The organism is Sphingobium sp. AP49, assembly GCF_000281715.2.
GTDB lineage: Bacteria > Pseudomonadota > Alphaproteobacteria > Sphingomonadales > Sphingomonadaceae > Sphingobium.
Map to the genome: position 1 here is coordinate 794,654 of NZ_CP124576.1, position 13,373 is coordinate 808,026.

The following is a 13,373-nucleotide window of genomic DNA, read 5'->3' on the forward strand; positions in this document are numbered from 1 at the left end:
GGATCATGGTGGCCAAGCTCAGCGACTACCCGGCCCTAATGCCGGGTCCAGGTCCCGCGGTCGGGTAAAGCTGACCAGGCTGGCGCAATTGGCCTGTGCATCTGTCCAGCTGTCGATTTCAAGATCCATGACGGCGATGCTTGCCGTTGGGAACTTCACCTCGACATCCTCTCTGAGTGGACTGGCGCCGTCATCCGGTACCAGATCGAGAATCAGCTCTTCGAATCCCGGATTATGACCCGCCATCAGAATGGAGGCGGTCGTGTCGGGTATGTCACGGATGACGTCGAACAAGGTCGGTGAAGAAGCCAGGTAGATGCGCCGATCCCATCGTGCGTCCAGCGTCGAGCCATAGCCTGCAAAGAAGGTTTCCAGTGTCTGTACTACGCGTATGGCAGGGGACGCGACCAGCATGTCGAAGCGCATCTTGCGGGCTTGGGCAAACTGTCCCATCAACAGTGCGGCTTTTTCGCCTCGGTGATTGAGCGGTCGGTCGAAATCGCGCGACACCGGGTCGTCCCAATCGGACTTGGCATGGCGCAACAGGGTCAACCGCTTCATTCTCGCTCCAGGTCATGTCTGCCGGACTCGACTCCCTGATGCCCTAAAGTCGATGGGTCGCCAAGGCCGAGGCTGTTCATATTGGCGCTGACCGAGATGATCGCCTCGTCCAGCGTCAGCCGTCGTATCGGAGTGCCCGGTGGAAACGCGCTCAAAAGGCGGCTCGGCATGGCGGCGGACAGGATGACGAAACTGCCGCAGTCGTCGGCCCGGCGGATCAGGCGACCGAAGGCCTGGGCCAGGCGTGCGCGGATCAGGCGGTCGTCATAGGCGCTTCCGCCTCCTGCGAGCCGTCGTGCGGCATGCAATACGGTCGGTTTGGACCAGGGCACGCCTTCCATCACCACCAGCCGCAGCGAATGGCCGGGTACGTCGACGCCATCCCGCAAGGCATCCGTGCCGAGCAGCGAGGCACGCGGGTCGTCGCGGAAAATATCGACCAGCGTGCCGGTGTCCATCGGATCGACATGCTGGGCATAGAGCGGCAACCCGGCGCGGGCGAGCCGATCGGCAATGCGTGCATGGACGGCGCGTAAGCGACGGATCGCAGTGAACAGGCCGAGCGTTCCGCCACCGGCGGCCTCGATCAGTCGTGCATAAGCGCCCGACATGGCGGCGATGTCGCCGCGCTTGATATCGGTGACGATCAGCACTTCGGCCCGGTCGGAATAGTCGAAGGGGCTGGCCGCCTCGAACCGATCGGCGTTGTGGGGCAGGTGGCAGACGCCGCTGCGGGCTTCGGCATTGGACCAGTCACCGCCGCCCTTTAGCGTGGCGGAAGTGACGATTACGCCTTGTGCGGGTTGCAGCACGGCCTCGGCCAGGGGCCGGGTCGGGTCGAGCCAGTGGCGATGCAGGCCGATGTCATATTCACGCCCCTCCACCCGGTCGACGGTCATCCAGTCGACGAAATCCGGATCGGCCGGTCCTCCGATCCGGGCGAGCAATGCCAGCCAGGCACTGATCAGGTCGCGGCGCCAGCCAAGCGAGCCGATAGCCCCCTCTATGCGGGCACGTGCCGCTCCATCTAACCAGTCGGGCGCATCCTCAATCACCGCCTCCAACCGCTTGGCGAGGCGGGCGAGCGGCTTTAGCAAGGCATCGAGCGCAATCGCCGCTTCCTGTGCTGCCTCGACCAGCGGCCCGTCAGGCTCGGCCAATTCGGTTTCCAGCCCATAGCCGGCATCCGCCTCGCCGCTGTCGGCAGCGCGGGCGAAGACGGTGCCGCGCACCGTGGTGAGCAAGGCTTCAAGCGGGCCAAAGGGTTCGCCCGCAACGATCCGCTTCAACCAGTCGTCGGCGGGCAGGGCGCGGGCGGCATCGACGGCCATGCGGATGGCATCGCCCCCTTCCTCGTCATAGCTGGCGAGGTCGGACAGGCGGGCGGCAAGGCCCCGGCGGCGACCCCGCGATCCGCCCTCTGGCCCCGTCACCCAGCGGCGCAATTCGATCGCCTCTTGGCCGGACAGGGCGACGGAAAAGGTCGAATCTGCCGCATCGAATAGGTGATGCCCCTCGTCGAAGACGATGCGCTGAGGCCGTTGCCCGGTCTCACGGCCGCGCGCGGCGTTGATCATCACCAGCGCATGATTGGCGATGACGATGTCGGCATCGGCACTGGCGCGGGCTGATCGCTCGATGAAGCATTTGCGGTAATGGGGGCAACCGGCATAGATGCATTCACCTCGCCGATCGGTGAGTGCGGTCGATCCGTTGCGACGGAACAGCGTCGGAAGCCAGCCGGGCAGATCTCCACCGACCATGTCGCCATCCTTGGAAAAGGCGGCCCAGCGTGCGACCAGTTGCGCCAGGATTGCGGCGCGGCCGGTAAAGCCGCCTTGCAGCGCATCTTCCAGGTTCAGCAGGCAGAGATAATTTTCGCGCCCCTTGCGCACCACGACGCGGCGCGCGGCCGTCGCAGGATCGGGAAAGAGACGCAGTGATTCCCGGTCGAGCTGGCGTTGCAGCGCCTTGGTGTAGGTGGATATCCATACCGTGCCTTGCGCCTGCGATGCCCATAGCGAGGCTGGAGCGAGATAGCCCAGCGTCTTGCCGATACCGGTACCGGCTTCCGCCAGCAGCATGTTGGGCTGGTCGCGGTGGACGCGCGGGCGGAACGCCTCCATGGCGGCGGCGGCATAGGCGCGTTGGCCGGGACGGGGCTCGGCACTTGGGCCGGTCAGGCTGTCCAGCCGGGCGAGCACGGCGTCTTCCTCCATCGCGACGATGCGTGGGGCGGGACGGGGCGCTGACTCCTCCCATTCGGGCAGCTTGGAAAAGAGCCAGCGCTCCGCTTCTGCCGGACGGGAGATGCGTGGCGCAACCAAAGGCGACCAGGGCCAGCGCAGCCGGTGCAGCGATTGAGCGGCTGTCCAGCCGCCTTCCCTTTCCCGCCATTCGGGCGAATCGAGCCGGTCGAGCAGCGCGCGTGCCGCCTGCTGCAGCAGCGCCGGGATATCGCCATCCTGTTGCGGGCGTGGCAGATTTAGGGCCTCGGCCAGGCCTTTTGGTGTGGGAACCAGAAAGCGGGCTGGGTGGACGAAGGCCCACAGTTCGAGCAGGTCTAGGCCGTTGAGATCGGGATAGCCCAGCCGCTGGCCGGTCAGTGGCGCATTCAGCAGCAGCGCTGGCGTCTCGGCGGTACGGGCAATGGCCTGCCCCTTGGCGACGCCCATGGTGTGGCCGACTTCCCGCAACCAGATGCCGCCATGGCTGGCGTAGAGGGCGGGCAGGGTGGTGGGGTCGATCACGGGCCGGGTTTAGGACAGCGCGAACAAAAGGGAAACCGAAATGCGCCGGCCGGTTGCCGTTCAGTTGATCCGACGCCCGAAACCGATCGGCCCGGAAAAAATGGGTGCGGTGACCATGCGCGGCTGGAAGGCGACCGGAGCGCGGCGGGTAAGCCGGGCCATTTCGAGCCGGTCGAACAACGGGCCGTCGGCCAGTTCATAGGGGAAACGGATACCCATCCGGTCTTCTTCCGACCAGCGAACCGTGCCGAATACGCTGTAGCCGTCGAGATCGAGTTGGCACTGACTGCCGGTTGGCAGGGTACAGCCGACCACCTGTGCGCCGCCTTCGCTGAGATCGACAATCGTGCCCTCCAGGCTGTCGAGCACAGTGGTAATCGTGATGCTGATATCAACTGCGATGCGCTCGCGGCTGCGCGGTGTCTGCATGGGAGCCTCCATATGACCAGATCATGGAGGAACAGGGTAAATAAAATCTAAATGTGAAGCCCGATTTAACCCGGATTTGCCTCCAAAGGTCGTTTCCTTTCGGACGTCGCGCGAGTAGGGGGCATAACATTATGACTGCGTCCGATATCATCCGCACCGCCGCACAGGCGGCCAAGGCCTGGCCCTATGAGGAAGCGCGCAAGCTGCTGAAGCGCTATCCCAACGGTGCGCCGGAAAAAGGCCATATCCTGTTTGAGACCGGCTATGGCCCATCCGGCCTGCCGCACATCGGCACCTTCAACGAAGTGCTGCGCACCACCATGGTCCGCAACGCCTATCATGCGCTGTCCGACATCCCGACCCGGCTGGTGGCGTTCAGCGACGATCTGGATGGTTTTCGCAAGGTGCCCGACAATGTCCCCAACCAGGCGATGCTGGCGGAATATCTGGGCAAGCCGCTGACCCAGGTGCCCGATCCGTTCGAGAAATATGAGAGCTTCGCGCATCACAATAACGCGATGCTGCGTGAATTTCTCGACAGCTTCGGCTTCGACTATGAATTTGTCTCGGCCACCGAGCAGTACAAGGCCGGTGCCTTTGACGATGCGCTGCGCCAGGTATTGCGCCGCTACCAGGCAATCATGGACATCATGCTGCCGACCCTGCGCAAGGAACGCGCCGCGACCTATTCGCCGGTCCTGCCGATCAGCCCCAAGAGCGGCATCGTGCTGCAGGTGCCGGTTGAGGTGGTCGATGCCGAATCCGGCCTCGTCCGCTTCGAGGATGAGGGCGAGACGATCGAGCAATCGATCCTGTCGGGCGGCGCCAAGCTGCAGTGGAAGGTCGACTGGGCGATGCGCTGGTATGCGCTGGGCGTCGATTATGAAATGGCGGGTAAGGATCTGATCGATTCGGTGACCCAGTCATCGAAGATCTGCCGCGCGCTCGACGGCCGCCCGCCCGAGGGCTTCAATTACGAGATGTTCCTCGACGAAAAGGGCGAGAAGATCTCCAAGTCCAAGGGCAATGGCCTCAGCCTCGAACAATGGCTGACCTATGGTCCGCAGGAGAGCCTTGCTTTCTATGCTTATCGCGAGCCCAAGAAGGCCAAGCAACTGCACATGGGCGTGATCCCGCGTGCGGTCGATGAATATTGGCAGTTCCGCAGCAATTATCCCAAGCAGGCGATCGAGCAGCAGCTGGGGAATCCGGTGCATCATGTCCATGATGGCGCGTTGCCGCAGGGCGAATTGCCGGTCACCTTCGGTTTGTTGCTCAATCTGGTGGGTGTCATGGGTGATGCCAGCCGCGATCAGGTATGGAGCTATCTCCAGAATTATGTGCCTGGCGCTACCGCAGAAGGCTATCCGGAGCTTGATGCGCTGATCGGCCATGCCCTGGCCTATCATCGCGATTTCGTCGCCCCGACGCTCAAGCGCCGGGCGCCCGATGCTAACGAGGCGGCGGCCCTGCAAAAGCTGGATGCGGAACTGGCCGCGCTGCCGGCTGATGCCACCGCCGAGGATATCCAGAATATCGTCTATGCCATCGGCAAGGATGAGGCGTTTGGTTTCGTGGAATTGCGCGATTGGTTCAAGGCGCTCTACCAGACCCTGCTGGGCGCTGATCAGGGGCCGCGCATGGGTAGCTTCATCGCCCTCTACGGCATCGACAACAGCCGCAAGCTGATCGCAGAAGCGCTTGCCGCCTGAGGCCGTATAAAGGGAACCAAATGGACGTGAAAACGTTTCGCGATCGGTCCACCCCCCTTTCGGACTGATGGTGCGTCTTGCGTGTCATCGGCCGCGCTGGCCTGGAAACGGGCGGCGCGGCCAAGGGGGCAAAAAAAAAGGCGCCGGGACATTTGCCCCGGCGCCTTTTTTGCCAGCTGGCTTACCAGAAGAAGCCGCGATGCACCTGAGAGACCCGGCCGGTCCGCACATTGACCAGCAGCACATCGTTATAGTGCCTCACCCAGCGCATGTTCGTGGCCGGCCGCGGCAGGCGATAGCGATAGGGGTCGGCGATATAATAGCGAGAATTGTAATAAGCGGGGCGCAACTGGGCGCCGGCGTTCCAGCGCGAATAGCGGAAGGGGGCGTTCCAGTTGCCGGCGCGATAGACGTCGCGATGGCTGCGGCGATAATCCTGCCAGTCTTCCCGCGCTTCCTGGCGGGAATCGCGTACGTCGCGGCGCGCTTCCTGCACATCGCGGCGGTCGCCATGGCGCTGCGCTGCGCGCAGGTCGCGCTGGTCCTCGCGCAGGCGCTGCTCGCTGCGGCGGGCTTCGCCATAGGACTGGGCCGATGCGATGCCAGGGGCGACAGTGGCCGCCAGCAGGCCGAGGATGATGATCTTGCGCATAATAGTCTCCCATCAATCTGGTAGCTCGAAGAATGCTCTCAACCGCCTGATGCGGCATGAGCTCCCTTGCCAACACATTGAATATGGAGCGGATTCGCTGAACCGATCGCGAACGATCCTGTCAGGAACCAGTCATTTTTGTCGCAATATGTAACCGGCTTCAACCGCCCCAGCGACGCTCGCGAAACCATTTGGTGACGACATATTTCGTGCCCGCTTCGACAGGCCGCGCGGCATGCAGGCTGAACGGATTGGGGGAGCCATCCACGGCGAGATTGTTCCAGATCAGGATCATGCCCGGAACAGGCGGAATCATGAACTCGCAGCGGGGGAAATGTGTCTCTCCTCCTGCATCCACGGACGAGAGATAGATCATGGCGGTCCAGCTACGCTGTCCGCCGGTCTTGAGCATGTCGGGCCAATAGCTCGCATTGGGCGGGAAATAGTCGCAATGAACCTTATATTCCTGGCCTGACGTGTAGCGTTGTCCCTGCAGGGTTTCGCCATTGTCGGAATCCAGCCCGGTCAGCGCGCAGATGCGGTCGCTGATCGCCAGCACCAGCGGGTCATGCCGGTCGAGGTGACAGCTATGGCTGGTGCGATATTCGGCGTTACCGCTGCCCGAAAAGAGGGTGGATGGCTGGGCGCCATCGTCGATCAAGCTGCGCAGCGCGGCGCATTCCTCTGCGCTGAGAAAATCCTGGCGTCCATATATTTCCAGGTTCGGCGTTTCTATGCGGCTGACCAGGGGGTTACGGTTCAGTCTTTCGCGTACCTTGTCACCGATGGCCGCTCGTGTCGGCGACGCCACGCCGCCATCATCCACTAATTCGTTCATGCCGCTTCCCTGCCATTGCGAGACGGCTGGATGCAACGAAAAATGGTCCGGAGCGATCTCGCTCCGGACCCAGTTTTCCTGAAGGCCAGTTCAGGAGATCGATATCACCAGAAGAAATTGCGGATCGCGTCGACGACATAACCGTCGCGGACATCCACCAGCAGCGCATCGTCATAATAGCGGATCCAGCGCAACGTGCCGTAGGCTGGGGGCAATCGATAATAATAGGGGTCATCGATCCAGTAGCGATTGCCGTAGAGCAGCCCGGACAGGTAGACGCCGGCCGAAAAGCTGCGATAGCCATATCCCCACCCTGTGGGCGCATAATAGCGACCGACCCGATAGCGATCGCCATAGCGGGCGCGATAGCCATACCAGTCATAGCGCCGATCCTGACGCCAGCCATTATCCCAGCGTTGTTGTCCGGCCCAGCGAGACCGATCATCATAGCGGCGCCCATTGTTCCAGTTGCCGGCGGCATAGCGATTGTCCCCGCTATTCCACCGCTGGTCACCCGGTGTCCGGCCGGGACGATCGTCTCGATCGTTGCGACCCCAATCCTGTCGTGCGTCCGGTCGCGCATCCGGACCGCGCCGATCCGGTCCGCGATCGCCGCGCCCGTCATATCGGCCATAGGCCTGGTCCGGTCGTCCGGCTGGCTGCGCGCTCGGGGGAACCCGATCTGGACGGTTCATACCATCGGGGCGCCGTGGCGAGGATGCTTGGCCGACCGCGCGGCCGTCGCCAGGCTGGCGCCAGCCGGCACCATCAGCGCGCTGCTCGGGGCCGGCGGCAGGGGAAGGACCGCCCTGCCAGCGTTGAGAGGCGCCGGGTCCTTGCGATCGTCCGCCACCGCCTTGCCATTGCTGGCTTGGCGCTGCGCGTTGTGGCGCACCTGGTCCGTTGCCATATCCTCGCTGGGCGCTGCCGCGGGCTTCGCCTTGCGGCCCACCATTGCCTCGCTGGGCATAAACGGGCGTCGCACCGCTCATCAGCGTTGCGCCGATCAGCCCTGCCAGCATCCATTTCCTCAACATCGTCCGTGCTTCCTTGCGTGGGAACGCCTTGCTCCCTTCATGCCGCATTTCTAGGACAAAGACGATTTCGCGGTGCTGAACTTGGCCGTCAGCGATTTGAAAGAATCCGATCATGATTTGCCAGAGGCAGGGCGTCCTGTCCGAAGGGGCAGATTGAAACGATTGGTTTCCGTCTGGCGCGTTGCAGCGTTGCACGCTTGGCGCGATCTAGTGGGACATGAAACAGCCGACTTTCTTCCTTCCCCACGGTGGGGGACCCTGCTTCTTCATGGACCCGACCGATCCCCAGCATCCGCATAGCGACGCCATGTGGCAGCCGATGCAGGATTATCTCGCCGGCCTGATTGCCGATCTGCCGGAACGACCAAAGGCCATATTGCTGATCTCTGGCCATTGGGAGGCGCCGGTCTTCACCGTGCATGATGGCGCGCAGCCGCCGTTGCTGTTCGATTATTTCGGCTTTCCGCCGCATACCTATCAACTGCGCTGGGATGCGCCAGGTGGTCCGCAACTCGCGGATCGGGTCGTCGGCCTGCTAGAGCAGGCGGGCCTTGCCGCCGGGCGCGAGTCCGAACGGGGGTGGGACCATGGCGTCTTCATCCCGATGAAGGTTGCGTTGCCCGCTGCGGACATACCGCTTGCCCAATTGTCGCTGCGCAGCGATCTTGATCCTGCAGCCCATATTGCGCTGGGGCGGGCGCTCGCGCCGTTGCGCGAGGAGGGGGTACTGATCGTCGGATCGGGCATGAGTTTCCATAATCTGCGAGTACGGGGCGCGGCGGCAACCATGCCCGCGCAGCAATGGGATGATGCGCTCCACGACGCCGTGACCGATCCTGATTCAGACCGCAGGGCGGCACGGGTCGCGGCCTGGGCGGATTTGCCGCATGCCCGTTTTGCCCATCCGCGCGAGGAGCATCTGCTGCCCTTGATGGTGGCTCTTGGCGCAGCTGGTGGCGACATTGCGACCCGCGATCATCGCAGCATCGTGTTGGGCTGGGTGGTGTCGGGCTATCGTTTCGGGTGAAACGTCACGGCTTTCGCAGGGCAGGCACCGTCCGGGCGGCCTCGTCGGGCGTGATGCCCGGCGGCGGCGCGGCGGGGATCTGGTCGCCGCCGGTCTGTTCCTCGCCACGCATGATCCGTCCCGCGCGCCGGATCGCGCCACGCAGTCGCGGATACACGCCACAGCGACAGATGTTCGTTATCGCGGCATCGATTTCCTCGTCGCTCGGATCGTTGGTCCGGCGCAGCACTACCGACGCGGCCATGATGATGCCGGGGATGCAATAGCCGCACTGGGAGACATTCTCTGCCGCGAACGCCTGTTGCAGCGGATGGCCGCGATCGGGTGACAGCGCCTCGATCGTGGTCACGAACCGGCCTTCGGTCTTGCCGATCGTCACCTGGCAGGACCGCACCGCCTCGCCGTCGATATCCACGGTACAGGCGCCGCAATCGCCGGTGCCGCAGCCATATTTGGTCCCGGTCAGGTTCGACGCGTCGCGCAACGCCCACAATAGCGGCGTCTCCGGGTCCATCCGATATTGCACCGGCCGGTCGTTGACGGTGAAGCGCGTCATGCCGCCTCCTCCTCCTCCACCTTGTGATAGAGCACCTCGTTGCGGATATGAATGGTGCGTGACGCCAGGCGGATTTCCTGGATGAAGGTGCCGAAAGCACCGGCCTGCAGCATCATCGCCAGGCTGAACAATATGGCTATCGGGGTACCCAGATGCGCATTGAACAAATTGCCCGCGAACAGCAGGATGACGACCAGGCAGACCGCGCAGGCCGATGCCACCGACAGGAAGATCGCGCCGTTGACCACGCTCATGCGCCGGTCGAGCACGCGGATTTCGGCCACCATCCGGTCATGTTCCTTGCCGCGTGTGCTCAGCACCAGATCCTCGACGGCGCGGGCGCGATCAATGATGCGGGCCAGCCGGCTGACGCAGACATTCAGGAATGCGCCGATACCGGCGAGCAGGAAGACGGGAGCGAGCGCAAGCTGGATCGTCTGGGCGACCTGCGAGACTTGCGGAAGGGGGATCATCGGGTGGGTCCTCTCATCCCTCGCTTCTATCCTTGATCGCGCTGCAAGGGGCAAGGGGGGCTAAAGCAAACGCCGCCGGACAGCGATTGTCCGACGGCGATCATGGTCATGGCTTCGGCGCGCGGGGCGCGTGAAGGTCAGGCAGCGCCCTTCGACGAGGGCGTGTTGACGCCCATCGATTTCAGATACTGCTTGATGTTGCGGGCTGCCTGGCGAAGTCGCTGCTCATTCTCGACCATGGCGATGCGGACATAGCCTTCGCCATCCTCGCCATAGCCCACGCCCGGCGCGACCGCGACCTTGGCATGGGTCAGCAACTGCTTGGAAAATTCCAGGCTACCCATGTCCTTGAGTGCGGGCGGCAGCGGCGCCCAGGCGAACATCGACGCGCGCGGCGCGGGAATATCCCATCCGGCGCGCGAGAAGCTTTCGACCATCACGTCGCGGCGCTTGTGATAGAGTTCGCGATTTTTGGCGACGATGTCCTGCGGACCGTTGAGCGCGGCGCAGGCGGCCGCCTGGATCGGCGTGAAGGCGCCATAGTCGAGATAGGATTTCACCCGGCTCATCGCCGCGATCAGTTGCTTGTTGCCGACCGCAAAGCCGATGCGCCAGCCGGCCATCGAATAGGTCTTGCTGAGCGAGGTGAACTCGATCGCGACATCCTTGGCGCCCGGCACCTGCAGGATGGAGGGGGTCGGGTTGCCGTCATAATAAAGCTCGGAATAGGCAAGGTCGCTCAGCACCCAGACCTTATTCTCCTTCGCCCAGGCGACGAGCCGTTCGTAGAAGGCGAGGTCGACCGTCTCCGCCGTCGGGTTGGACGGATAATTGACCACCAGGATCGACGGGCGCGGCACGGTGAAGGCCATGGCGCGGTCGAGCGCGCGGAAATAATTCTCGTCCGGCGTCGTCGGGACGGACCGGATGGTCGCGCCAGCGATGATGAAGCCGAACATGTGGATCGGGTAGCTGGGGTTGGGCGCCAGCACCACGTCGCCCGGCGCGGTGATCGCGGTGGCGAGGCTGGCGAGGCCTTCCTTCGACCCCATGGTCACGACGACCTCGGTTTCCGGGTCGACATCGACGCCGAAACGGCGGCCATAATAATTGGCCTGGGCCTTGCGCAGGCCCGGAATTCCCTTGGACTGGGAATAGCCATGGGCGTCCGGCTTGCTCGCGACTTCGACCAGCTTGGCGATGACATGATCGGGCGGCGGCAGGTCGGGATTGCCCATGCCCAGGTCGATAATATCCTCTCCCGCGGCGCGGGCTGCGGCTCGCATCGCGTTCACTTCGGCGATGACATAGGGCGGCAGGCGCTTCATGCGGTAGAATTCTTCGGACATTATAGGGGCTTTCCTGAAAGCTCTCGGTAAGGAATAGTGCGTGGCACGCATTGGGCGTGTCACAATCTGGCTATAACCCGCCAGACTGCGGCGCGCCAGTGAAAGCGGCTGATATCGGCAATGCCAGGAGGAGGAAGGTGGCCATGGAAACGCAGGATGTCCTGGAGCCCCATCTGCCGACTCTGGCAGAGATGCAGAAATGGACCGATGTGCTGGGGCGCGCGCAGCAACTGATGCTGGAACAGGCGGCTGGCGCCACGGGCCGCGTCCTGCCGTTCGATCCCGAAACCGTCGCCCGCATCCAGACCAGCTTTGCCGATGAAGGGCTGGCGCTATGGCAGCGCTTTCTCGATTCCGGCGGCCTGCTGCGCGACCAGCCCGATCCGCCGCCGGCCGACAGCCCGGCCGCGCGCAAGGACCGGCGCTTTGCTGATCCCGCCTGGACGACCCATCCCTTCTATGACCTGATCCGGCAAAGCTATTTGCTGATCTCCGACTATCTGATGAACCTTGCCGATGCGGTCGATGGCGTCGATCCCAAGGCAAAGGCCAAGCTGCGCTTTGCGACCACCGGCATGCTCGATGCGATGGCACCGTCCAACTTCCCGCTGATGAATCCCACGGTCGTGGAAAAGACGATCCAGAGCGGCGGCGAGAATCTGGTGAAGGGCCTCCAGCATATGCTGGCCGACATGGAGAAGGGCCAGCTTACCCATACCGACGGCACCCAGTTCGAGCTTGGGCGCAACATTGCCGCGACGCCGGGCAAGGTGATCCACGAGACCCCGCTCTATCAGCTGATCCATTATGCGCCCTCGACGCCCAAGGTGCTGGCGACCCCGCTGATCATCTTCCCGCCCTGGATCAACCGCTTCTATATTCTCGACCTGTCGCCCGAGAAAAGCTTCGTCAAATGGGCGGTGGATCAGGGGATCAGCGTTTTCCTCGTCTCGTGGAAATCGGCCGACGCCTCGATGAAGGACATGGTCTGGGACGATTATATCCTCAGCGGCCAGGTCGACGCGATCGACACCGTGCGCGATCTGCTGAACGTGCCGAGCGTCCACACCATCGGCTATTGCGTGGCGGGCACGACATTGGCGGCCACGCTGGCACTGCTCGCGGCGCGGGGCGAGGCGGACAAGGTGGCGAGCGCGACCTTCTTCACCGCCCAGGTGGATTTCAGCGCGGCCGGCGACCTCACCCTGTTCGTCGATGACGAACAGATGAAGCTGGTCGACCGACTCTCGTCCAGCGGCTTCCTCGACGGGCGCTACATGGCGGCGACCTTCAACCTGCTGCGCGGGCGCGACCTCATCTGGAACTATGTCGTCAACAATTACCTGCTCGGCATGGATTATCCGCCGTTCGACCTGCTCTATTGGAATGGCGACACGACCAATCTGCCGGCGCGCTGGCATCGCGACTATCTGACCCAGCTCTATCGCGACAATATGCTGGTGGTGCCCGGCGCGATCAGCGTTGCCGGCACGCCGATCGACCTGACGCAGATCCGCACGCCCGCCTATGTCCAGGCCGGCAAGGAAGATCATATCGCCCCGCTCGAAAGCGTGTGGAAACTGACCGAGCATCTCGCCGGGCCGGTGCGCTTCCTGCTGGCAGGTTCAGGTCATATCGCTGGCGTCATCAACCCGCCGGTCGCGCAGAAATATCAATATTGGACCGCCGACGCGCCGCAGCCGACGCTGGATGCCTTTGTTGCGGCTGCGCGCGAGACCAAGGGCAGCTGGTGGCCGGACTGGGCCGAATGGCTGCGCGGCATCGATTCGCGCGAGGTTGCGGTAAAGGGCGCGCGCAAACCGGGCGGCGGCAGGCTCAAAGCGATCGAAGATGCGCCGGGACGTTACGTAAAGGGGCGGTAAATCGACCCGTTTCTGCCAATTTTCCTGCTCGTCGCGCGGGCTTGACCGGCAATATGTCTGATTTGTTGCACTGCACAATGGCTCTTGTAATCCTTTGGGATAAGGA

Annotated in this window: 12 protein-coding genes; 3 read left to right on the forward strand and 9 right to left on the reverse strand. The window is 63.4% G+C overall.

The genetic code is table 11. The features are described 5' to 3' along the window. Window positions 1–18 precede the first annotated feature (18 nt). Genes PMI04_RS03895 through PMI04_RS03905 form a run of 3 tightly spaced genes read right to left on the reverse strand, consistent with a single transcriptional unit; the run spans window position 19 to window position 3,740 of the window. Window positions 19–561 (reverse strand): histidine phosphatase family protein, encoded by a 543-nt coding sequence (locus PMI04_RS03895; protein ID WP_007711176.1) that lies wholly within the window; start codon window positions 559–561, stop codon window positions 19–21. Further along, window positions 558–3,311 carry an ATP-dependent DNA helicase gene (locus PMI04_RS03900; protein WP_007711173.1) on the reverse strand — a complete coding sequence of 918 codons (2,754 nt, stop codon included), beginning with the start codon at window positions 3,309–3,311 and terminating at the stop codon, window positions 558–560. The genes PMI04_RS03895 and PMI04_RS03900 overlap by 4 nt, the downstream gene beginning before the upstream one ends. 60 nt (window positions 3,312–3,371) lie before the next feature. After that, on the reverse strand, window positions 3,372–3,740 hold the full coding sequence (locus PMI04_RS03905; RefSeq protein WP_007711171.1) for a PilZ domain-containing protein: 369 nt from the start codon (window positions 3,738–3,740) through the stop codon (window positions 3,372–3,374). Window positions 3,741–3,871: 131 nt separating this feature from the next. Between PMI04_RS03905 and PMI04_RS03910 the strand changes: the two genes are divergently transcribed. Then, complete coding sequence (locus tag PMI04_RS03910) at window positions 3,872–5,452, forward strand: lysine--tRNA ligase (protein WP_007711169.1); 1,581 nt, start codon at window positions 3,872–3,874, stop codon at window positions 5,450–5,452. Between the two features lie 181 nt (window positions 5,453–5,633). On the opposite strand, the gene PMI04_RS03915 is transcribed toward PMI04_RS03910, so the two are convergent. The 3 genes from PMI04_RS03915 to PMI04_RS03925 form a co-directional block, all read right to left on the reverse strand. Further along, window positions 5,634–6,104 (reverse strand): RcnB family protein, encoded by a 471-nt coding sequence (locus tag PMI04_RS03915; protein WP_007711167.1) that lies wholly within the window; start codon window positions 6,102–6,104, stop codon window positions 5,634–5,636. 160 nt (window positions 6,105–6,264) lie between these two features. Further along, window positions 6,265–6,942, reverse strand: a complete 678-nt coding sequence (locus PMI04_RS03920) for a 2OG-Fe(II) oxygenase (protein WP_007711165.1) — start codon at window positions 6,940–6,942, stop codon at window positions 6,265–6,267. 104 nt (window positions 6,943–7,046) lie between these two features. Next, window positions 7,047–7,964 (reverse strand): RcnB family protein, encoded by a 918-nt coding sequence (locus PMI04_RS03925; protein WP_081491024.1) that lies wholly within the window; start codon window positions 7,962–7,964, stop codon window positions 7,047–7,049. Window positions 7,965–8,196: 232 nt separating this feature from the next. Between PMI04_RS03925 and PMI04_RS03930 the strand changes: the two genes are divergently transcribed. Continuing rightward, window positions 8,197–9,006, forward strand: a complete 810-nt coding sequence (locus PMI04_RS03930) for a class III extradiol ring-cleavage dioxygenase (protein WP_037486678.1) — start codon at window positions 8,197–8,199, stop codon at window positions 9,004–9,006. A 4-nt stretch (window positions 9,007–9,010) separates the two neighbouring features. Here PMI04_RS03930 and PMI04_RS03935 read toward each other — a convergent pair whose 3' ends face one another. The 3 genes from PMI04_RS03935 to PMI04_RS03945 form a co-directional block, all read right to left on the reverse strand. Next, window positions 9,011–9,562: a (2Fe-2S)-binding protein gene (locus PMI04_RS03935; protein ID WP_007711155.1), complete on the reverse strand. Its 552-nt coding sequence runs from the start codon at window positions 9,560–9,562 to the stop codon at window positions 9,011–9,013. After that, window positions 9,559–10,035, reverse strand: a complete 477-nt coding sequence (locus tag PMI04_RS03940) for a DUF2721 domain-containing protein (RefSeq protein WP_007711152.1) — start codon at window positions 10,033–10,035, stop codon at window positions 9,559–9,561. Before PMI04_RS03940 ends, PMI04_RS03935 begins: the two co-directional genes overlap by 4 nt. Window positions 10,036–10,172: 137 nt before the next feature. After that, complete coding sequence (locus PMI04_RS03945; RefSeq protein ID WP_004209971.1) at window positions 10,173–11,384, reverse strand: LL-diaminopimelate aminotransferase; 1,212 nt, start codon at window positions 11,382–11,384, stop codon at window positions 10,173–10,175. A gap of 143 nt (window positions 11,385–11,527) precedes the next feature. On the opposite strand from PMI04_RS03945, the gene phaC reads away from it, so the two are divergent. After that, window positions 11,528–13,267, forward strand: a complete 1,740-nt coding sequence (gene phaC, locus PMI04_RS03950) for a class I poly(R)-hydroxyalkanoic acid synthase (RefSeq protein ID WP_007711144.1) — start codon at window positions 11,528–11,530, stop codon at window positions 13,265–13,267. Window positions 13,268–13,373: the final 106 nt, after the last annotated feature.